Below are 21,735 nucleotides of genomic sequence, written 5' to 3'. Positions count from 1 at the left end.
CCTTTTCTCATGTCTGCGGGCTAGTATATCCAACCCTGCGACGGGCGGCGACGGACGGCCTCGGGCCGATCGGCCCTGCCGGGGGATCTCGGCGCACGCGCGCCTTGTGTAGGGCACGATGGTCGGAGATGGAATGACGGGCCGCCGCGATCTCATCCTCTGCGCCGACGATTTCGGGCTGTCACCGGCGGTCGACGCGGCGATTCTGACGCTCGCCGCCGCCGGTCGCCTCACCGCCACCGGCTGCATGATGGGCGGACCGGCGCTCGTCGCCGATGCTCCCCGTCTCGCCGCACTCGCCGACCGTCTCGACATCGGGCTCCACTTCGCTCTGACCGACTTCCCACCGCTCGGCGCCATGCCGTCGTTCGCCGCCGACGGAACGCCGCCGACGCTCGACGACGTGCTCCGCCGCGCCTTCACCGGACGGCTCGACTACGGGGAGATCAAGGCGGAGTTCGGGCGCCAGATCGACCGGTTCCGTAGGATCTTCGGACGGGATCCCGACTTCGTCGACGGCCACCAGCACGTGCACGTCCTACCGACGGTGCGCCGGGCGCTGTGGGCGATGTTCGAGGAGGGACGCCTCGATCCGCGCCGCACCTGGGTGCGCGATTGTCACGAGCCCTTTGCGGGAGCGGTGCTGCGCGGCGTCTCGGTGCCCAAGGCGCTGCTGATCTCGGCGCTGTCCTTCGGCATCGCCGGCGGCGCCCGCCGCCATGGCGTCGCGGTCAACGACGGCTTTCGCGGCATCACCGACTTCGACGCGACGACGCCCTATGCCGACCGCTTCCGCCGCTTCCTCAGCGGCGCCGGCCGCCGGCCGTTGGTGATGTGCCATCCCGCCTCGCCCGACGGCGGTGCCGATCCCGACGATCCGATCGCCGCGGCGCGCCGCGCCGAATTCGCCTATTTCACCTCGGACCGCTTCGCCGTCGACCTGACGCTGGCCGGCGTGCGGCTGGCGCGCTTCGCCGAAGCCGGGGCGTGAGCCTCCCGGCGCCGCCGTCGGACGCATCGCCGCGTGGTCGCGGGCTCAGTCGATGGTGAAGCAGCGCGCCGCCAGACTCTCGGCGGTGTCGTCGGGTTCGATCTCGCCGACCCCGACCGCCAGCGTCGCATAGATCGGGCCGGTGGCGCCGTTGACCGCGAAGGCGGTGGTCTCGATCACCCCGGCGATGCGATGGGCGACCACCGCCGCGTCGTCGCCGTCGGTCGCCGGCAGCACCACGGCGAACCGATCGCCGCCCGCCCGCGCCGCGAGATCCTCGCCGCGCACCAGCCGGCCGATCATCATGCCGACTTGGCGCAGCAGCTGATCGCCGCCCGCCCAGCCCCATTCGGCGTTGAAGTCGCCGAGGTCGAGCACCCGGAAGCCGATCATCGACAGGCGGTCGCCGTCGTCGCGGGCATCCGCCACCAGCGTCTCCAGATGATCCATCAGGAAGCCGCGGCCATAGAGCCCGGTCAGCGCGTCGTTGGTCGCCGGGTGGCGGGTGCCGGCATAGGCGGCCTTCAGCGCGACGTGCAGGCGATGTTCTGCCATCGCCGCCTCGACCCGCTCGGCGAACACCGCTTCGCCCTCGGTCGCCAGGATCACGTCGGAGGCCCCGGCCTCGTGCATCTGTTCGATCAGGCGGCGTTCGGTCTCGCCGGTCAGCGCGATGATCGGCACCGCGAAATGGTCGGGATTGCGCCTGAGCAGGGTGGCGAATTCGGCCGCCTCGTCGAGCGGCAGGTTGAGCACCACCGCGTCGAAACTGCGCCGCTCGAGATAGTCGAGCGCCGTCTCGATCGTGAAGGCGCCGATCAGCGTCGCGCGTTTCGAGAGGGCGCGCTCGATGGTGAAGTAGCGGATGCCGGCGCCGACCACCAGGACATGGGCGTCGATCGCCCCGCCGCCGAGGTCCGGCTCGGGTGCGGCGACGCCGAAGCGGCCGGCGGTGTCGAGGCGGCGGCCGATCTCGGTGCGCATCGTCGCCAGTCGCGACAAGGAGCCGATCCGTGCCGCGACATGGCCGACCGACCACGGCGTGCGGATCGTCTCGGCGATGCCGATCGCCCGGGGGCTGCCCGGCGCATCGCCGTCGACCGCCAGCACCGGCACCCGATGGGCGCCGCGCATCAGCGACATGCGGGCGGCGGCGTCGAGATAGCGGGTGCGTTCGGCCGGGTTACGGGTCCCGGCGAGATCGAGGACCATCACGTCCGGCCGGGTCGTGCGCCGGTCGTCGAGGATCCGGTCGAGCGGCAGGGCGTGCACCTCCCAGCCTTCGGCGCGGATGCCGTCCCACAGGCGGCCGGTCTCGGCACGCGGCGATTCTTCGATGACGAGGACGCGCCCCCGGTGACTCATGACGATGCCTTCTCCAATCGGCGCAATTTGCACCGAACGGGGTTAACACCGCTTTACTCGTGTGACCCGCGACGACGCGCCGCCTCAGCCGCGCGCCACCAGATGCTGCGCCATGCCGGCCCGGAGCACGCGGCCCGAGGGGCCCCGGGCGATCGCCGGCACCATGAACACCCGGATCGGCAGCTTGGCGAGACCGACCCGCTTGGCCTCGACCGCCGCCACGAAGTCGGCGGCGTCGAAGCGGAGGCCCGGCCGCGGCACCACCGCGGCGGCGAGCCCACCGCCGGCGGTCTCGTCGTCGATCACCAGGGCGGCGGCGTCGACCACGCCGTCGATCGAGCGATAGACCAGATCGAGGGCGTCGAGGTCGATCAGCGACTGGCCGACCCGCACCGATCCGTCGATGCGCCCGGCGGTCTCGAAGGCCGGCGGCTGGGCGGTGACCACCCGCGCGCCGAGCCCGGTGGCCATCCAGCCGTCGGTGTCGCGCGGCCGGTGCTTGCGGTCCTGCTGGGTCGAGGGCCAGTTGAAGTGCGGCACCATGGCGCCGCGCACCTGGATCTCGCCGCCGAGGGTGCGGGCGGCGTTCATCTGGCCGGCGCGCTGGGCGATCGCCTTGATCCGCGTCTCGATCAGCGGCGGGGCGAGCGGCGTCTCGGCCGGCGCCCCGGTGATGCCGATCGGCAGGGCGCGCTGCAGCGCCGCGTCGATCCGCCGGCGCGCCACCAGCCCGTAGCCGCCGAGCACCGTGACGTCGACGACGTCGGCGCCGAGCGGCATCGGCCAGTCGCCAGCGGTGTCCTCGGCGACCGCCAGCACCACCGCCGACGACCGGCGATGGGCCGAGAACCGGTCGATCAGGCGGCGGGCGAAGCGCACCGGGGTCAGCACATGGGTGGCCCCGGCGGCGACCGCCTCCTCGACCAGCCGGTCGGTGGAGGCCGGCAGGCCGGTGACCAGGGTCGCTCCGGCGAGCAGCCAGGGCACCAATGCCACGCCGATGCCGACCGGCCCGCTCAGCGCATAGGGCGAGACCAGCACCGTGTCGGCGTCGATCCGGCCCTCGAGCAGGGTCATCAGGCCGGTGGCGATCCAATGATTGTGCGAGCGCGGCAGCGGCAGGGTGCGGGCCGGCGTGCCTTCGCCGGCGATGCCGGCGCCCGCTTCGGCCGCGGTCTCGTCGGGCGGCAGGCCGGTGACCTCGACGGTCAGGGCGTGATCGGCCGGGTTGCCCTTGCGCACCACCTCCGGCGGCCGTCCGAGCGTCGCCGCCTCGTCGAACACCATGCGCAGATCGACCAGCCCGTCGGGCAGGTCGCCGCCGGCCCCGAACACGAAGCGGATCTGGAACAGCTCCGCCGCGACGTCGCGCAGCCGTTCGCCGTGGGATTCGCCGGCGGTCGAAGCGACCGTGACGATCGCCTTGACGCCGAGCGCCCGGAAGGTCTCGACCGCCTCGGCCTCGCGGCTGCCGAGCGCCAGCGGCGCCACCACCAATCCGGCGCGCGAGGCGGCGAGGAAGGCCACCACCGCATCGATGGTCGGCGGCATCTGCAGGGCGATCACCGTGTCGGGCGCGAGGCCCACGGCGTGGAAGAAGGCGGCGAGCGCATCGACCCGCACCTGCAACTCGCGCCAGGTGAGGAACTCGGCGCCGCCATGGGTCCAGTCGGCGCGGTCGGAGAAATCGACCAGCGCCGGATGATCGCCGCGTCCCTCGGCGTTCTTGGCGACGATCTGGTCGAGCGTGACCCGCCCCCAGACGCCGGTGGCCGAATGGATCTTCGATTCGTCTTCGCGGGCGACGATCATTCCTTGCTCCCCTCGCGGACCCACCAAGCGGGCAAGGTCCAACCCGTTCCCGGAATCTTCGCCGGATGTTCGATTCGCGTCCAGTGGGCGACCCACTGTCCGGGTAGATGAAACAGTGGAACGACGTAACTTCCCGACATCAGCAGCCGGTCGAGCACCCGCGTCGCGGCGACGAGGTCGTCGCGGTCGCGCGCCGCGAGCAGAGCGGCGATCGCCGCGTCGACCGCCGGGCTGCGCACCCCCGGCAGATTGAACGATCCCTCGTCGCCCGCCGCGCGCGACGACCAGCGGTGGATCTGCTCGTTGCCGGGCGAGGCGGAGGCCGGCCACACCCACATGGTGGTGTCGAAATCGAAGGTACGGCGGCGCATCTCGTATTGGGCGGCGTCGACGTTGCGGATCCGCGCTTCGATGCCGACCGCCGCCAGCGTCCGCTGCCAGCCGAGCGCCAGCCGTTCCTGGTCGCGGGTCTGGGTCATGATCTCGAACACGAAGGGCTCGCCGGCTCGCGTCAACTTCGGCCCGTCGAGCTTCCAGCCGGCGGCGGTGAGGAGCGCCAGCGCCTCCTTGAGCTGGGTGCGGTCGCGCCCCGAGCCGTCGGTCGCCGGAACCGTCCAGGTGCCGGCCATCACCGCCGGGGTCACCGTGCCGGGATGGGGGGCGAGGAGGGTGGTCTCCGCCGGCGTCGCGGGGCGCCCGTAAGCCGACAGCTCCGAGCCGTCGAAATAGCCCTTCTGGCGCTCGTAGAGCCCGAAATAGAGGTTCCGGTTGGCCCATTCGAAGTCGTAGAGCCGCACCATCGCCTCGCGCACCCGCACGTCGGCAAACAGCGGCCGCCGGGTGTTGAGGGCGAAGCCGGTCATGCCCTTGGGGATGTCGGTGGTGAAGCTCTCCTTGACCACCCGCCCGTCGGCGACCGCCGGGAAGTCGTAGCTCTGCGACCAGTGGGCCGGATCACCCTCGGGCATCACATCGATCAGGCCCTTCTTGAAGGCCTCCATCAGCGAATTCTGATCGCGGAAATATTCCCAGCGCAGTTCGTCGGCGTTGTAGAGGCCGCGGCGCACCGGCAGGTTCGCGCCCCAATAGTCGGGATCGCGGGCGAGCACCAGCCGCGCCCCCGGCTCGACCTTGGCGACCCGGTAGGGGCCCGAACCGATCGGCGGGGCGAGCGTCGTCGCCTCGAAGTCGCGGCCCTCCCAATCGTGGGCCGGCAGCACCGGCATCAGCGCCAGGATCAGCGGCAACTCGCGATTCTCGGCGGTCTTCAGGACGAAGCGCACGTGGGTCGGATCGGGCGTCTCGACCCGTTCGACGTCGCGATAGTTCGAGCGCATGAAGGGCAGGCCCTTCTCGGCGAGGGTCGCGAAGGAGAAGGCGACGTCGGCGGCGGTCACCGGGGTGCGGTCGGAGAAGTGCGCTTGCTGCCGCAACGCGAAGGTCACCGAACGCCCGTCCTCGGCGACGTCGATGGTCTCCGCCAGCAGGCCGTAGAGCCCGAAGGGTTCGTCGAGGCCGCGCTCCATCAGGCTCTCGTAGACGTTCGAGCCCTCCGCCCCGAAGCGCAGCCCGGTCGCCGGGTTGCCCTTGACCACGAAGGGATTGAGCGTGTCGAAGGAGCCGGTCACTCCGAGGGTGATGCGCCCGCCCTTGGGCGCCGCCGGATCGGCCCAGGGCACGTGGTCGAAACCCGCCGCCAGCGCCGGCCGACCGTGCAGGGCGATCGCCGCCAGCGGTTCGGCCGTCGCAGGGGCGATCGGCAGCAGCGCACCGAGACCGAGGGCCGCCGCGGCGATCCGGGCGAGACACCGCGTCGCAGGCGTCGACGCGCGGGAAGGCGCAGCGACGGCGGCGGGTCCGAAGGCGGACGGCGGGGGGCTGACGGTCACGGACGATCCTCGTTCCCGAATCTCGGGCGCGCGAATCCTACCATGGGCGCCGCCCCCGTGCCGCGCCGCGCCCGGACCGGCGTTCGGCGTGGTTGGAAAAGTCCTGCGGGAACGCTGGAAATCCGACGGGGGAGACGCTATGCATCGGCGGCCGACCGGGGCGACACGCTTTCGCCCCGATCGACGGTCATTTCGGACGCGTCGTCGGCGGCGCGGCGCTCGCATGGGTCGACGGCCCGTCGCGGGAGGTCGCCACGGACGACGCTGGGGAGTCGAGCGAAGGTGGCGGGCATGAACCCGCCGGCGCCGCTCGGCGAGAGACTACCGGGGACACCGATTCCATGACTGAAAGGTCCACGCGCGTGACGGTTTCGACGAATTCGGCCGGCTTCGCCCGGTCCTGCCTCACCGCTCTGGCGTTCGTCGGCGCGATCGCTCTGTCGACGGCCACCGCGCCGGCGCAGACCGAGGACACCCCGCCGCCCGCGGCGGCGCCCGCCGCGCCGAAGCCGGTGGTGCCCAAGCCCGCCGCCACGCCGGTGGCCCCCAAGCCGGCGACGCCGGCCGCCCCCAAGCCCGCGACCCCCGCCGCGCCGGCGCCCGCCGCCACCGCACCGAAGCCGGCCGCCGCAGCGCCGGCCGCTCCGACGGCGCCGGTCGCCACCGCCGACGATCCCGCCCCCTGGATCAAGATCTGCTCGCGCGACGCCGACAAGAAGAACGTCTGCCTGGTGGCCAAGGAGTTCCGTTCGCCGGAAGGTCAGCTGATCGCGTCGGTCGCGATGCGCGACGTCGAAGGCGATCCCAAGAAGGTCCTGCTGATCGCCGTGCCGCCGGTGGTGCTGATCCAGCCCGGCATGCGCGTCGCCGTCGACAAGGGCAAGGCCGACGAGGCCAAGTACACGATCTGCTTCTCCAACGCCTGCTACGGCGAGCTCAATCTCGGCGACCAGATGGGCGCCGACATGAAGAAGGGGCAGAATCTGGTGGTCACGGCGCTGAACATCCAGCAGAAGCCGATGCAGTTCGCCTTCCCGCTGACCTCGTTCAAGCAGGCGTCCGAAGGCCCGGGTCTCGATCCGACCGCCGACCAGCAGAATCAGGAGCAGCTCCAGCAGCAGCTTCAGAAGCGCGCCGAAGAGGCCGCCAAGAAGCTGTCGGGCGACGCCCCGAAGCCCTGAGGCCCGACGCGGTCGGCGCCGTTCGGCGCGATGACGACGAATTCGAAGGCACGCCGTTCCCGCGGCGTGCCTTCGGCGTTTCTGCGTCCTCGACGGACCGCCCCTGCGACGATCGGCGCAGAACCTTACCGCGAGTTCACTTGTCTGGTTGCCGGAGAAGGGGCATTCACGGAGGCGTGAGGCGTCGTGTTCGGGCAGGCGTTCGTCACGAGATACGGGAGACTTCCATGTTCACGACCTTCATCAACAGGTATTCGACACCCTTCACCACCGGGCTGTTTCTGGTGTCGTTGATTTCAGGCATCGCTCTCTTCTTTCACGTCGGCCAGAGTTATTTCCACGGCATGCACGAATGGCTGAGCATGGTGCTGATCCTGCCCTTCGGCTTCCATGTCTGGAAGAACTGGGGTCCGATCCTCAATTATCTCCAACGCGGCTGGCTGCTCGTGCCGCTCGCCGTGTCGCTCGCGGCCGCGGTGGTCTTCATGGTGCCGGCGGCGCTCGGCACCGGTGCGGGGGGCGGCAACCCGATGGTGGTGATGGCCACGGTTCTGGCCGATGCCAAGATCGTCGATCTGGCGCCGATCCTGAAGACCACGCCGGAGGTGCTGGTGACGCGTCTGAAGGCCGCGGGCATTCCCGTCGCCTCGACCGAGACGTCGGTCGCGACGGCCGCCGCCGCCGCCGGCAAGGACGGCCGCGAAGTGGCCTTCCATCTGGTCGCCGGCCGCTGAGCCGACCTCTCGCGGGCGGCGCGTCGCTCACACGGCGATGCGCGCCCGGACCGCTTCCGGATCGACCTCGGCCTTGGGGCCGGCGATCACCACTTCGCCGCGATCGAGCACCGTGTAGCGGTCGGCGAGATCGCGGGCGAAGTCGAAATACTGCTCGACCAGCAGGATCGCCATGGTGCCCTTGGCGCGCAGGAACTCCAGCGCCCGGCCGATGTCCTTGATGATCGACGGCTGAATGCCCTCGGTCGGCTCGTCGAGCACCAGGAGGCGCGGCCGGGTGACCAGCGCCCGCCCGATCGCCAATTGCTGCTGCTGGCCGCCCGACAGATCGCCGCCGCGCCGCCGCAGCATGTCCTTCAGCACCGGGAACAGGTCGTAGACCTCGTCGGGCACGTAGCGCTGGGCCCGGGGCAGGGCGGCGAAGCCGGTCTGCAGGTTCTCCTCGACACTGAGCAGCGGGAAGATCTCGCGCCCCTGCGGCACGAAGGCGATGCCGGCGCGCGCCCGGTCGTAGGGTGCCGTGCCCGCCAGATCGTGGCCTTCCCAGGTGACGGTGCCGCGGCTGATCGGCTTCTGCCCGACGATGGCCCGCAGCAGCGAGGTCTTGCCGACGCCGTTGCGGCCGAGCACGCAGGAGATCTCGCCGATCTCGGCGGTGACCGACACGCCGCGCAGCGCCTGAGCGGCGCCGTAGTGGAGATCGATGTCGTCGACGTTCAGCATGGGCGTTGATCCTGTTGAGGCGGGGCCGGGACGTCCGGCGGGTGTCGAAAGCCGGGGCGGGCGGATGGGCTGCCGACCCCCCCTCCCTGTCCCTCCCCCACAAGGGGGGAGGGGACGAATATGGCGAGTCCTTCGTATCCCTCCGGGCGCCCCGACTCCGGCCGGCCGGGGATCGCGAGCGTCGCCCCACGTATTCCCTCCCCCCTTGTGGGGGAGGGTCAGGGAGGGGGGTAAGCGGCCTCGCGATGGCGCCGAAGATCCGACCATCCCTCTCACCGCCCCAGATAGACCTCGATCACCCGCGGATCGGCCGCGACGTGGTCGATCGAGCCTTCCGACAGCACGCCGCCCTCGTGCAGCACCGTCACCTTGACGCCGAGCTCGCGGACAAAGGCCATGTCGTGTTCGACCACCACCACCGACTTGCCCGAATCGTGGATCCGCCGCAGCAGCGCCGCGGTTTCCATCGTCTCGGCGTCGGTCATGCCGGCGACCGGCTCGTCGACCAGCAGCAGTTTCGGCTCCTGGGCCAGCAACATGCCGATCTCCAGCCATTGCTTCTGGCCGTGGCTGAGGTTGGCGGCGAGCTCGTGGCGCCGGTCGCCGAGCTTGACCGTCGCCAGGATCTCGTCGATGCGCCGCGCCTCCTCGGCGTTCAGGCGATGGAACAGCGTGGCCAGCGGCCCGCGGTCGGCCTTCAGCGCCAGATAGACGTTGTCCTCGACCGTGTGGCTCTCGAACACCGTCGGCTTCTGGAACTTGCGCCCGATCCCGAGTTCGGCGATCGCCGCCTCGTCGAGCCGGGTCAGGTCGACGCTGCCGCCTTCGAACAGCACTTCGCCGGAGTCGGGCCGGGTCTTGCCGGTGATGACGTCCATCATGGTGGTCTTGCCGGCCCCGTTGGGACCGATGATCGCCCGCATCTCGCCCGGCTCGATGGTCAGCGACAGACCGCGCAGGGCCTTGAAGCCGTCGAACGAGACGCGCACGTCGTCGAGATAGAGTTGGGCATTGGCGGCGATGTCGGTGGTCATGGCCGCAACTCCTGTGGCGAAAGGCGAGGGGGGCGGGAGGTGGGAGACATGCCGAGATGCCCGTACCCCCCTCTCTGTCTCTCCCCCACAAGGGGGGAGAGGACGATGGGGAGAGCGCCTTCGCAGATCCGAGGCTCCGCCGCACGGCGCAGGGAGACGTTGGGCTGAACGCGCTCGCCACTCGCTTTCCCTCCCCCCTTGTGGGGGAGGGCCAGGGAGGGGGGTATGCGGCGGTCGAGGCGAGGGTCCACGCTCATCCCCCTCACTCCGCCGCGGCCGGCGCCGCGTCGCGCGCCGCGCGGCGTTTGGCGGTCCAGGCGCTCCAGGTGCCGACGATGCCCTTGGGCAGGAACAGCGTCACCAGCACGAACAAGCCGCCGAGCGCGAACAGCCACAGCTCGGGCAGCGCGCCGGTGAACCAGGTCTTGCCCCAGTTGACCGCCACCGCCCCGACGATCGCCCCGACCAACGTGCCGCGGCCGCCGACCGCGACCCAGATCACCGCCTCGATCGAATTGGCCGGCGCGAATTCGCCCGGGTTGATGATCCCGACCTGCGGCACGTAGAGGGCACCGGCCAGTCCCGCCAGCATCGCCGAGACGGTGAACACCACCGTCTTGAAGGTCGCCACCCGGTAGCCGATGAAGCGGGTGCGACTCTCCGCGTCGCGGATGGCGATCAGCACCTTGCCGAGCTTGGACTTGACGATCGCCGAGGTGACCAAGAGCCCGACCGCCACAAGGAGGCACGACAGGAAGAACAGCGTCGCGCGCGTTCCGGCCGACTGGACGTTGTAGCCGACGATGTCCTTGAAGTCGGTCAGGCCGTTGTTGCCGCCGAAGCCCATGTCGTTGCGGAAGAAGGCGAGCAGCAGGGCGTAGGTCAGTGCCTGGGTGATGATCGACAGATAGACGCCGGTGACGCGCGAGCGGAAGGCGAACCAGCCGAACACGAAGGCGAGCAGGCCCGGCGCCAGCACCACCATCACCAGGGCGAAGCCGAAATGGTCGAAGCCGTGCCAGTACCAGGGCAGCTCCTTCCAGTTCAGGAACACCATGAAGTCGGGCAGGATCGGATTGCCGTAGACGCCGCGCGAGCCGATCTGGCGCATCAGATACATGCCCATGGCGTAGCCGCCGAGCGCGAAGAAGGCGCCGTGGCCGAGCGACAGGATGCCGCAATAGCCCCACACCAGGTCGAGGGCGAGCGCCAGCGTCGCGTAGGTCGCGTATTTGCCGAACAGCGTCAGCAGATAGGTCGGCACGTGCAGGGCGTGCCCCTCCGGCAGGAGCAGGTTGGAGGCCGGGATCAGCACCCCGATCGCCAGCACCACCAGGAGGGTGATCGCCACGCCGCGGTCGAGGCCCTTGACGAGGAAATGTCCGATCATGATTCCACCGCCCGGCCCTTGAGGGCGAACAGGCCCCGCGGACGCTTCTGAATGAACAGGATGATGAAGATCAGCACCAGGATCTTGCCCAGCACCGCCCCGGCGAAGGGCTCCAGGAACTTGTTGACGACGCCCAGCGTCAGCGCCCCGACCAGCGTGCCCCACAGGTTTCCGACCCCGCCGAACACCACCACCATGAAACTGTCGATGATGTAGCTCTGGCCGAGGTTGGGCGAGACGTTGTCGATCTGGGAGAGCGCCACCCCGGCGATGCCGGCGATGCCGCAGCCGAGCCCGAAGGTCAGCGCGTCGACGAAGGGCGTGCGGATGCCCATCGCCGCGGCCATCGCCCGGTTCTGGGTGACCGCCCGCATCTGCAGGCCGGCCGGGGTCTTCTTGAGGATCAGGATCAGCCCGACGAACACGCTGAGGGCGAAGACCACGATCCACATCCGGCCCCAGGTGATCGACAGATGACCGATGTCGAGCGAGCCCGACATGAACGACGGCGCCCCGACCTCGCGATTGTTGGCGCCGAAGATCGAGCGCACCGACTGCTGCAGGATCAGCGAGATGCCCCAGGTGGCGAGCAGGGTCTCGAGCGGCCGGCCGTAGAGCCAGCGGATCACCGTGCGCTCGATCAGCACCCCGACCGCGCCGGAGGTGAGGAAGGCGAGCGGCAGGGCGATGGTCAGCGACCAGTCGAACAGGCCCGGCGCATGGGCGCGGATCACCTCCTGGACCACGAAGGTGGTGTAGGCGCCGATCATCACCATCTCGCCATGGGCCATGTTGATGATGCCCATCACCCCGAAGGTGATCGCCAGCCCGATCGCCGCGAGCAGCAGCACCGAGCCGAGCGAGATGCCGTAGAGGGCGTTCTGCGCCGAGGACCACAGGGCGAGGTTGGTCTCGATCGACTTGGCGGCGGCCTCCGCGGCGTCCTTGACCCGCTTGGCGCTGCCCTCGGGCAGCGACCGCAGCAGCGACACCGCCTCCTGGTCGCCGCGTTCCTTGATCGTCGCCGCGGCCTCGACTCGGGCGTCGTCGCTGGCCTCCGGCTTGGTCAGGATCACCGCGGCGCGGGCGACCTGGAGGGCGAGACGGATGCGGGCGTCGCCTTCCTTGGCGATCGCCGCCTCGAGGATCGGCAGGGTCGCGGCGTCGCGCGACTTGAACACCGCGTCGGCCGCCTCGCGGCGCTTGACCGGATCGGGCGACATCAGGGTCAGCGACCCGACCGCGGCGGCGAGCGCCGTGCGCACCCGGTTGTTGACCCGGACCGGCGACAGACCGGCCGGCGGGGTTGCGATCGCCGCGCCGGTCGCGGCGTCGACGACGCTGGCGGCCCCACGGATCACCACCGCATGGGAGGCGGCGTCGAATTCGAGTTTGCCGTCCTGGATCGCCTGGACGATCGCCGCGGCGCGGGGATGGCCGCTCGCGGCGAGCTCGGCGATCGCCGCGCCGGTGTCGGCGTAGCTGTCGGTGGCGAGCTTGGCGAGGGGCGCCGAGATGTCCTGGGCGGAGGCGCTGCCGCCGGCGAACGGCAGGGCGATCAACGCGACGAGGAGGACGGCGAGGCGGGCGAGGCGGCGGGCAAGAAATGGCATGCGTCTCGTATCCCGTCTGGCTCGATGGGTCCCTTTCGGGAAACATCGAAATTTCGGATCCGACCGCGGCGCGGTCGCCCTTCCCCCCTCGTGGGAGAAGGTGGCGCGGAGCGCCGGATGAGGGGTGCCGCGAAGCGGCAACCGGACGGCTCCCGGAACTGCGAGGGCGACGAGGGGCCCAGCCTCCTCATCCGCCCCTTCGGGGCCCCTTCTCCCCCGAGGGGAGAAGGAAGAACCGGGCTGCGCCCGGCGGCTTCCGCGAGAGAAGCAAGATCCGGGCGCGATCCGGGGAGGCTACGGCGGCCGTTCCGAGAGGTGGAGTGCCACGCCGTTCAACTGGCGCCGTGCCGTTCGGTCGGTGCCGCGACCCCCCTCTCTGTCTCTCCCCCACAAGGGGGGAGAGGACGCTGGGGAGAGCGTCTTCGGATCGGCGATGCTGCGGCCGGTTGAAACCCGTCGCCATCGCTCGATCGGTCACTACTCGTGATGCGCCGATGGTTCGAAGGTCGTTGCCACCTCATTCCCTCCCCCCTTGTGGGGGAGGGACAGGGAGGGGGGTACGCCCCCCGACCGAACCCGCGAGGTCGACTCCGCCCGTCTCGCCGAACCCCCGCCGCGGTCGCCCGCGGCGGGGATCCGTTCAGATCAGCCGCACTTCTTGGTGACGGTGTTGTAGTTGCCGCACTTGAGCGTGACCCAGTCGGCTTCGAGGTCCTTGGAACCGGGCAGGAAGTCGGTCCAGGCGTCGCCGGGGACGAGATCCTTGGTCTTCCACACCACGTCGAACTGGCCGTCGGCCTTGATCTCGCCGATCAGCACCGGCTTGGTGATGTGGTGGTTCGGCAGGACGGTGGCGATGCCGCCGGTCAGGTTCGGGGTCTGGATGCCCGGCAGGGTGTCGATGACCTTGTCGGCGTCGACGGTGCCGGCCTTCTCGACGGCCTTGACCCAGGCGTTGAAGCCGATCACCGAAGCTTCCATCGGGTCGTTGGTCACGCGCTTGGGGTTCTTGGTGTATTCCTTCCACTTGGCGATGAAGGCGTCGTTCGCCGGGTCCTTGACGGACTGGAAGTAGTTCCACGCGGCGAGATGGCCGAGCAGCGGCTTGGTGTCGATGCCGGCGAGCTCTTCTTCGCCGACCGAGAAGGCGACGACCGGGATGTCGGTGGCCTTGATGCCCTGGTTGCCGAGTTCCTTGTAGAACGGCACGTTGGCGTCACCGTTGATGGTCGAAACCACCGCGGTCTTCTTGCCGGCCGAGCCGAACTTCTTGATGTCCGAGACGATCGTCTGCCAGTCGGAATGACCGAACGGCGTGTAGTTGATCATGATGTCGCTCTCGGCGACGCCCTTGGACTTCAGATACGCTTCGAGGATCTTGTTGGTGGTGCGCGGGTAGACGTAGTCGGTGCCGGCCAGCACCCAACGCTTCACGTCGCCGCCGTCCTTCGACATCAGATAGTCGACCGCCGGGATCGCCTGCTGGTTCGGCGCGGCGCCGGTGTAGAAAACGTTGCGCTCGGACTCTTCACCCTCGTACTGCACCGGATAGAACAGGATCGAGTTCAACTCCTTGAACACCGGCAGAACCGACTTGCGCGACACCGAGGTCCAGCAGCCGAACACCACCGAGACCTTGTCCTTGGCGATCAGCTCCTTGGCCTTTTCGGCGAACAGCGGCCAGTTGGAGGCCGGATCGACCACCACCGCCTCGAGCTTCTTACCGAGGACGCCGCCCTTCTTGTTCTGTTCGTCGATCAGGAACAGGATGGTGTCCTTCAGCGTCGTCTCGGAAATCGCCATGGTGCCCGAGAGCGAATGCAGGACGCCGACCTTGATGGTGTCGGCGGCATTGGCGGCGCCGATCATCGCCCCCGCGCCGATCGTCGCGCCGACCAGCGCCCCCGTCAGCTTCCCCGTCGTGACCAACGTACGAACCTTCGTCATGTGACACTCCCCCAGAGTGTTGAGCCCACCGGATCCGAAACTGGATCCGGCCGAGAGCCGAACCGTGCGGGTCGTCGAACCCGTCGCGGCAGAGCATGAGGGCGGGGATGGGTGAGACCCTATACGTCGAACGACGTAGGTTCTGCTCGAGCTTTGGCTCTGCTCAGTTTAGAGGCGAAGTGCTGCCCGATCGGCAGGCGGAGCGCCGCCGAGACGAGCGGATCGCCGGCCGGTCGGCACCGTCGGGGAGGCGCAGAGCGATCGGGGCTTGGCCGCGACCCGCCGGCCGCGGTATCGCAGAGGCGAGGGCGCCGGACGACTCGGCGCCGGTGGGGCGATCATGCCCATTCGCGGAGGACCGCCCATGCCCATGACCATCGCCGTGATCGCCCATGACGAGAAGAAGGCCTTGCTCGCCGAATGGGCCCACCGCAACGCCGCGGCGCTGGTCCCGCATCGGCTGATCGGCACCGCCACCACCGGGGCGATGATCCGCAAGGCCTGCCCGGAACTGCACCTCGAGACCGTCAAATCCGGCCCGCTCGGCGGCGATCTGCAGATCGGCGCGATGATCGCCGAAGGCGCGATCGACCTGATGATCTTCTTCCCCGACCCGCTGACCTCGATGCCCCACGACGTCGACGTCAAGGCGCTGCTGCGCATCGCCCTGGTCTACGACGTGCCCTGCGCCTTCAATCAGGCGACCGCCGATCTGATCGTCGGCTCGGGGCTGCTCGACCGCCATCTGACCGAGACGACGGACGCCTGACGCGGGCGTTTCCGGCGATTTGCACGATCGATGCATCCGGGCGAGGATCGCCATGCGGCGTGCGGCGGAAAGCCGCTGCCCGTCGCCGACCACGATCATCGAGGGACCCCACCGAATGGCAGGCCGCCAGCGCATCCTTCCCGTCCGGCGCGACTACAATCGATGGGTCGCCAACCAGACGCTCGAGGACTATGCGCTGCGCTTCACCGCCAAGAGCGCCCGGCGGTGGTCGGCACCGCGGGTCGCCCAGACGGCGATCGGCGCCATCTCGTTCCTCGCCCTCGAGGCGATCGGCGGGGCGATCACGCTGGCCCACGGCTTCGTCAACGCGAGCGCGGCGATCGTCGTGGTGTCGATCATCCTGCTGGTCACCGGCCTGCCGATCGCCCGCTACGCGGCGCGCTACGGTGTCGACATCGATCTGCTCACCCGCGGCGCCGGTTTCGGCTACATCGGCTCGACCGTGACCTCGCTGATCTATGCGAGCTTCACCTTCATCCTGTTCGCGATCGAAGCCTCGATCATGTCGACGGCACTCGAGCTCGCCTTCGGCATCCCGTTGTGGGCGTCCTACATCCTGTCGGCGCTCGCGGTGATCCCGCTGGTGGTCTACGGCATCACCGCGATCAGCCGCTTCCAACTGTGGACCCAGCCGTTCTGGATCATCCTCAACATTCTGCCCTTCGCCTTCATCGCCTGGAAGGATCCGTCGCAGTTCGCGGCGTGGTGGCAGTTCGGCGGTCTCGATCGCGGCGGCCTGCCGAGCACGTTCCTCGAGGAATTCGATCTCGTCCGCTTCGGCCTCGCCTCGTCGGTGATCCTCGCCCTGATGCCGCAGATCGGCGAACAGGTCGATTTTCTGCGCTTCCTCCCCGTCCGGGTCGCCGACGGCGACGGTTTCGTCAAGCCGGCCCATCGCATCGCCGTGTTCTTCGCCGGCCCCGGCTGGATCGTCCTCGGGGCGCCGAAACTCTTCGCCGGCTCACTTCTCGCGGTGGTCGCGCTGCGTTGGGGCGTGCCGGCGCTGCACGCCGCCGAACCGGCCCACATGTACGACGTCGCCTTCCGCTACATGCTGCCGTCGCGCGACGCGGCGCTGGTCTTGACCGCCGCCTTCGTGGTGGTGTCGCAGCTCAAGATCAACGTCATGAACGCCTACGCCGGGTCGCTCGCCTGGTCGAACTTCTTCTCGCGCCTGACCCATTCCCATCCCGGCCGGGTGGTGTGGCTGGTGTTCAACGTCGCCATCGCGCTCCTGCTGATGGAACTCGGCATCTACGAGGCGCTGGAGCGCACCCTCGGCTTGTTCGCCATCGTCGCGGTCGCCTGGCTCGGGGCGATCGTCGCCGATCTCGGCATCAACAAGCCCCTCGGCCTGTCGCCGCCCGGCATCGAATTCGCCCGCGCCCATCTCTGGGACGTCAACCCGGTCGGGGTCGGCGCCATGGGGACGGCGACCGTGCTGGCGCTCTGCGCCGCGACCGGACTGATGGGCGAGATCGCCCGCGCCTTCGCCCCCTTCGTGGCGCTCGCCACCGCGCTGATCGTCGCGCCGCTGATCGCGCTCGCGACGCGTGGCCGCTACTATCTGGCGCGCCGGCCGCGCGAGGACTGGCGCAAGCTCTCGACCATCCGCTGCTCGATCTGCGAACACGACTTCGAACCCGAGGACAGCGCCTTCTGCCCGGCCTACGACGGGCCGATCTGCTCGCTGTGCTGCTCGCTCGACGCCCGCTGCGGCGATCTGTGCAAGCCCCAGGCGCGGCTCGGCGCCCAGGCCCGTGCCGCTCTGACCGCAATCCTGCCCGGGCGGCTCGGCGCGGCGCTGAGCCCGCGGCTGGTCGAATATCTCGCGATTCTGACGCTGATCACCACGGCGATCGGCCTCGTGCTGCTGGTCATCCATTTCCAGTCGAGCGTCGGCGTGCCGGAGATCGAGGTGGCGCTGACCCGCGCCCTGTGGTCGGCGTTCTTCGTGCTGCTGATCGTCGCCGGCGTGGTCGCCTGGTTCTTCGTACTGGCCCACGAGAGCCGCCGCGTCGCGGAGGAGGAGTCCGCCCGCCAGACCACCGCGCTGCTCGACGAGATCGCCGCCCACGAACGCACCGACGCCGCCCTGCAGAAGGCCAAGGAGGCGGCGGAGGCCGCCAACGTCGCCAAGAGCCGCTATCTCGTCGGCCTCTCCCACGAATTGCGCACCCCCCTCAATGCGGTGATGGGCTATGCCCAGGTGCTCGAGCGCGACACCGGCCTCGGCGCCGCCCGGCTGAACTCCGTCAAGGTGATCCGCCGCTCCGGCGAGCATCTCTCCGGCCTGATCGACGGCCTGCTCGACATCTCCAAGATCGAGGCCGGCCGCCTCGAGCTCGCCCGCGACGAGATCCGCCTCGGCGAATTCCTCGACCAACTGGTCGAGATGTTCCGCTTCCAGGCCGAGGCCAAGGGCCTCGCCTTCCGCTTCACGCGCCCGACCCGCCTGCCGGAAGTCGTCGCCACCGACGAGAAGCGGCTGCGTCAGGTGCTGGTCAATCTGCTGTCCAACGCCATCAAGTTCACGCAAGCCGGCGAAGTGGTGTTCGACGTGGCGATGCGCCACGAGGTCGCGACCTTCACCGTCACCGACACCGGCTGCGGCATCCCCGAGGGGGAGATCGCCCGGGTCTTCGAGCCCTTCGAACGCGGCCGCCGCGCCCGCGGCCAGCCCGGCCTCGGCCTCGGCCTGACCATCACCAAGATGCTGGCGACCCTGATGGGCGGCGACGTCCGCGTCGACAGCCGCGACGGCGAGGGCAGCCGCTTCCGCGTCCGCCTGATGCTGTCGGTGGTCGCCGCGCCGATCGCCCGGCCGGCCCCGCCCCTGGCGATCCACGGCTATGAAGGCCCACGCCGCACCGTGATGGTGGTCGACGACAACGCCGTCCACCGCGATCTGGTGCGCGAGGTGTTGGCGCCGATCGGCTTCACCGTGCTCGAGGCCGAGGACGGCCCGTCCTGTCTGGCGCTCGCCGCGGAGATCCGCCCGGACCTGTTCCTGCTCGACATCTCGATGCCCGGCATGGACGGCTGGGACCTCGCCCGCCGCCTGCGCGCCGAGGGCTTCGCGACCACCCGCATCGTGATCCTGTCGGCCAATGTCGGCGAGAGCCGCCCGCCCGACACCGAGATCGCCCTGCACGACGATCTCTTGGCCAAGCCCCTCGACGTTGCCCGGCTGATCGACCGCATCCGCCATCACCTCGGCCTCGAATGGCGCCACGAGCCGCCGGCGGCCGTCCCGCCGCCGCCCGAACCCGGTCGCGACGATCGCCCCGACCGCGCGGAAGCCGCCGATCTCCTGCAGTTCGCCCGCATCGGCTATGTTCGCGGCGTCGAGGAGCGGCTGGCGGCGATCGAGGCGGCGGTGCGGGCGGACGGTGACGAACCCGGCCCCCGCCTCGCCGGCCTCGCCCGGGCGGTCGCCGATTTCGACATGACCCGCTTGGTGCGAGAGCTGGAGGCGATCGACGTCGATGCCTGATCGGAGCGCGAGCCGCGACATCGTCCTGGTGGTCGACGACAACCCCGACACCCTGGGCTTCCTCACCGCCACGCTCGAAGGCCAGGGCGCCATGGTGCTGGTGGCCACCGGCGGGGTCCAGGCGTTGGCGATCGTCGAGCGCATCACCCCCGACGTGGTGCTGATGGACGCGGTGATGCCCGGGATGGACGGTTTCGAGACCTGCCGCCGCTTGAAGCGCCTCGCCGCCACCGCCGACGTGCCGATCATCTTCATGACCGGGCTCAGCGAGACCGAGCACATCGTCGAGGGCCTGGAGGCCGGCGGCGTCGACTACGTCACCAAGCCGATCGTTCTCGACGAACTGACCGCCCGCATCCGCGTCCACCTCGCCAACGCCCGCCGCGAGCGCTCCGCCCGCATGGCGCTCGACACCGCCGGGCGCTTCCTGCTGGCGACCGATGCCGCCGGGACCGTCGCCTGGGCGACCCCGCAAGCCGCGCGGCTGCTCGCCGAAGTGGCGCCGTCCTCGGCGACCGCGGCGCTGGCCGACGGCGTGCGCGACCGCGTCGCCGCCCAGATCGCCGGCGCCGAGGAAGGCGCCATCGCCATCGGCCGCAGCGACGACCGCACCATCGCCATGACCGCCCTCGGCCGGGTCGGCGACGACGAATGGCTGTGGCGGCTGACCGTCGAGACCGCCGGCGGCGAGGAGGCGGCGCTGCGCCGCCGCTACGCCCTGACCGGCCGCGAGGCGGAAGTGCTGCTGTGGATCGCCCGCGGCAAGGCCAACCGCGACATCGGCGAGATCCTCGGCCTCAGCCCCCGCACCGTGAACAAGCACCTCGAACAGGTCTACGCCAAACTGGGCGTCGAGAACCGCGCTTCCGCCGCGGTCATGGCCCTGAAGGCGATCGAGGCGGGGTGAGGGGAGGGGCGGCCCTCACGGTGCCGGGACCAACGCGTCGGTGCACCGACGGCGCGGCATCCCGTCGCTCGGTGAGATACCGGATACGCGTCTTCTGATCGCAATCTGCGCGTGAGACCGTTAGGCTGGGGAAACGGACGAGAAACCTGCTCGCCCGGTTCCCTGCTCGGACAGGTCGTTTCGAAGGACTCCGAATCATGAAGATCGCCGTGTTTGCGGTGGCGGCGATGGCCCTCGCCCTTGCCGGGTGTGCGCGGGCGCCGAACGTTACCATCGGTTCCGGAGGTGAGGTCGTGCTCCATCGCAGCGTCGCGGTCGCGTCGGGTGGCGAGGTGCGGCTCGACTTCGCCGCGGCGATCAACGAGGACTGCAGCCCGGTGCTGCCTCTGCCGACCGTCCGTGTCGCGCGCGAACCCGAGCACGGCACGATCCGCGCGCGAAGGGTCGACGATCATCCGGTGTTCTTCGCGCCGAACCCCCGCAAGGCCTGCAATGTCCGCAAGGTGCCCGGCAATCTCGTGACCTATCAGGCCGCCCGCGGCTGGGTGGGCGTCGACCATGTCGCCTACGACATGTTCTATCCGCTCGGGCGACAGTTCCATATCGAAGTCGACGTTCACGTGAAGTGACGGCGCGCCCATGAGGGCGGGCGATCGCCCCGGCGGGACGCCATCGCGGCGCTCCGCGCGACGGCGAACCGCGGGGACGGCCGGAAGGGAAACGAATCCATGGCAGTGAAGACGGCGGTGATGATCCTGGCGGCCCTCGCTCTGGCGGGTTGCCAGACGACCTCGGGCGTCACGGTGAGCAATGACGGCAGTGAGATCACGATCCAAGGCACCCTGGTCGCGATGAGCGGGGCGGAACTGCGGATCGAATTCGGCGCGGCGCTCGACACCGATTGCACACCCACCACCCCGCCACCGGTCTTCCGGCTCGTGAAGGCTCCCGAACACGGGACCTTCGCCACCCGCAGCGTCGAGGAATTCCCGAACTTCTCGAAGGACAGCCCCCGCAGCGCCTGCAACCTCAAACGGGTTCCGGGCGAACTGGTGACCTATCGTTCGGAGCCCGGTTGGACCGGGCGCGACACGCTGATCTACGAAATTTTCCTGAGGTCCGGCCGGCGCATCGAGAAGCGAGCCACCATCGACGTGCGCTGACCGACCGTCGCCGCGGGATCGAAGGACAGGACCCGCGCCAAGGCAATTCGCCACATCGGCCGCCGTCATTGCGCGGACGGCGATCGAGGCGGGTCGTGGAGAGGGCGTGCCGGCTTCCGTCCGGGCGCCAGATGTAGAGAATGCGATCCGCCGTCGGACCTCCCGACGGTGGGAACGGGTTCGGCCGTCGGTGTCGAAGGGGATGTGGAGCCATGCAGTCGGGTTGGATCGCAACGGTGGTCGGAGTCGTCGCTCTTCTGGGATGCGCGGCGACCGCGAATGCGCAGGGGACGACTCCGGACAATCAGACGGTCGTGCGGCGCGTCGTCAACGTCGTGAGCGGCGGCGAAGTGCGACTCGATTTCGTCACGTCGATCAACGAAGACTGCTCGCCCGTGCTGCCGATTCCGACCGTGCGCCTGAGCGACGCCCCGCTCCACGGGACCTTCGTCGCGATCGTGTCCCGAGAGGTGGTGTAGCTGACCGGTGGCCAGCGGGCGCGCCGATATGGGCGGCGTCCTCAGGCCGCCATGTTCGGCAGGCCGAGGACGGCAGGATCATCGTCGATGGCGGCGATCGTTTCCAGCGTCATGTAGCGGGAGCGTTGGACGGCCCATTCGTCGTTCTGTTCGAGCAGGATCGCCCCGACCAACCGGACGATGGCATCTTCGTTGGGGAAGATGCCGACGACCTCGGTTCG

At 69.7% G+C, this 21,735-nt stretch carries 18 protein-coding genes; 9 read left to right on the top strand and 9 right to left on the bottom strand.

All coding sequences use genetic code 11. The features are described from left to right. Positions 1-133 precede the first annotated feature (133 nt). Positions 134-991: a ChbG/HpnK family deacetylase gene (locus EYW49_RS21070; protein ID WP_165498360.1), complete on the top strand. Its 858-nt coding sequence runs from the start codon at positions 134-136 to the stop codon at positions 989-991. A gap of 45 nt (positions 992-1,036) precedes the next feature. On the opposite strand, the gene EYW49_RS21065 is transcribed toward EYW49_RS21070, so the two are convergent. The 3 genes from EYW49_RS21065 to EYW49_RS21055 all read right to left on the bottom strand — a co-directional run bounded on the left by EYW49_RS21065 (position 1,037) and on the right by EYW49_RS21055 (position 6,057). Next, a complete protein-coding gene (locus EYW49_RS21065; protein WP_131311604.1) occupies positions 1,037-2,356 on the bottom strand; it encodes a diguanylate cyclase domain-containing protein in 1,320 nt (439 codons plus the stop codon). Between the two features lie 84 nt (positions 2,357-2,440). Continuing rightward, positions 2,441-4,168 carry an AMP-binding protein gene (locus EYW49_RS21060; RefSeq protein WP_131311603.1) on the bottom strand — a complete coding sequence of 576 codons (1,728 nt, stop codon included), beginning with the start codon at positions 4,166-4,168 and terminating at the stop codon, positions 2,441-2,443. Next, a complete protein-coding gene (locus EYW49_RS21055) occupies positions 4,165-6,057 on the bottom strand; it encodes an extracellular solute-binding protein (RefSeq protein ID WP_165498359.1) in 1,893 nt (630 codons plus the stop codon). Before EYW49_RS21055 ends, EYW49_RS21060 begins: the two co-directional genes overlap by 4 nt. A gap of 362 nt (positions 6,058-6,419) precedes the next feature. Between EYW49_RS21055 and EYW49_RS21050 the strand changes: the two genes are divergently transcribed. Then, the gene (locus tag EYW49_RS21050) at positions 6,420-7,238 is read left to right on the top strand and encodes an invasion associated locus B family protein (protein WP_165498358.1); all 819 of its coding nucleotides are present in this window, start codon (positions 6,420-6,422) and stop codon (positions 7,236-7,238) included. 227 nt (positions 7,239-7,465) lie between these two features. Further along, a complete protein-coding gene (locus EYW49_RS21045; protein ID WP_131311600.1) occupies positions 7,466-7,972 on the top strand; it encodes a DUF4405 domain-containing protein in 507 nt (168 codons plus the stop codon). Positions 7,973-7,999: 27 nt separating this feature from the next. Here EYW49_RS21045 and urtE read toward each other — a convergent pair whose 3' ends face one another. From urtE to urtA, 5 genes are all read right to left on the bottom strand, one after another. Beyond that, a complete protein-coding gene (gene urtE, locus EYW49_RS21040) occupies positions 8,000-8,695 on the bottom strand; it encodes an urea ABC transporter ATP-binding subunit UrtE (RefSeq protein WP_131311599.1) in 696 nt (231 codons plus the stop codon). A gap of 272 nt (positions 8,696-8,967) precedes the next feature. Beyond that, positions 8,968-9,729 carry an urea ABC transporter ATP-binding protein UrtD gene (gene urtD / locus EYW49_RS21035; protein WP_131311598.1) on the bottom strand — a complete coding sequence of 254 codons (762 nt, stop codon included), beginning with the start codon at positions 9,727-9,729 and terminating at the stop codon, positions 8,968-8,970. Between the two features lie 262 nt (positions 9,730-9,991). After that, positions 9,992-11,119: an urea ABC transporter permease subunit UrtC gene (gene urtC, locus EYW49_RS21030; protein ID WP_131311597.1), complete on the bottom strand. Its 1,128-nt coding sequence runs from the start codon at positions 11,117-11,119 to the stop codon at positions 9,992-9,994. Next, positions 11,116-12,732, bottom strand: a complete 1,617-nt coding sequence (gene urtB / locus EYW49_RS21025; protein WP_131311596.1) for an urea ABC transporter permease subunit UrtB — start codon at positions 12,730-12,732, stop codon at positions 11,116-11,118. The genes urtC and urtB overlap by 4 nt, the downstream gene beginning before the upstream one ends. Positions 12,733-13,377: 645 nt before the next feature. Next, on the bottom strand, positions 13,378-14,601 hold the full coding sequence (urtA, locus tag EYW49_RS21020; protein WP_228259704.1) for an urea ABC transporter substrate-binding protein: 1,224 nt from the start codon (positions 14,599-14,601) through the stop codon (positions 13,378-13,380). Positions 14,602-15,043: 442 nt separating this feature from the next. On the opposite strand from urtA, the gene EYW49_RS21015 reads away from it, so the two are divergent. The 6 genes from EYW49_RS21015 to EYW49_RS20990 all read left to right on the top strand — a co-directional run bounded on the left by EYW49_RS21015 (position 15,044) and on the right by EYW49_RS20990 (position 21,514). Then, entirely contained in the window at positions 15,044-15,448 is a 405-nt protein-coding gene (locus tag EYW49_RS21015; protein WP_131311594.1) for a methylglyoxal synthase, read from the top strand. Positions 15,449-15,563: 115 nt separating this feature from the next. Beyond that, entirely contained in the window at positions 15,564-18,965 is a 3,402-nt protein-coding gene (locus EYW49_RS21010) for a hybrid sensor histidine kinase/response regulator (RefSeq protein WP_131311593.1), read from the top strand. After that, complete coding sequence (locus EYW49_RS21005; RefSeq protein ID WP_131311592.1) at positions 18,958-19,872, top strand: response regulator transcription factor; 915 nt, start codon at positions 18,958-18,960, stop codon at positions 19,870-19,872. Before EYW49_RS21010 ends, EYW49_RS21005 begins: the two co-directional genes overlap by 8 nt. Positions 19,873-20,069: 197 nt before the next feature. Next, positions 20,070-20,501, top strand: coding sequence for a hypothetical protein (locus tag EYW49_RS21000; protein ID WP_131311591.1), 432 nt, complete (start codon positions 20,070-20,072; stop codon positions 20,499-20,501). A gap of 99 nt (positions 20,502-20,600) precedes the next feature. Beyond that, positions 20,601-21,035, top strand: a complete 435-nt coding sequence (locus tag EYW49_RS20995) for a hypothetical protein (protein ID WP_131311590.1) — start codon at positions 20,601-20,603, stop codon at positions 21,033-21,035. Between the two features lie 212 nt (positions 21,036-21,247). Next, positions 21,248-21,514, top strand: a complete 267-nt coding sequence (locus EYW49_RS20990; RefSeq protein ID WP_131311589.1) for a hypothetical protein — start codon at positions 21,248-21,250, stop codon at positions 21,512-21,514. A gap of 41 nt (positions 21,515-21,555) precedes the next feature. On the opposite strand, the gene EYW49_RS20985 is transcribed toward EYW49_RS20990, so the two are convergent. Next, positions 21,556-21,735 (bottom strand): transposase (locus tag EYW49_RS20985; protein WP_206365403.1); only part of this gene is annotated, 180 nt, incomplete at its 5' end.

Source organism: Siculibacillus lacustris (genome assembly GCF_004328075.1).
GTDB classification, from domain to species: Bacteria; Pseudomonadota; Alphaproteobacteria; order Rhizobiales; family Ancalomicrobiaceae; genus Siculibacillus; species Siculibacillus lacustris.
This window is presented reverse-complemented; position numbering and strand designations above follow the sequence as displayed.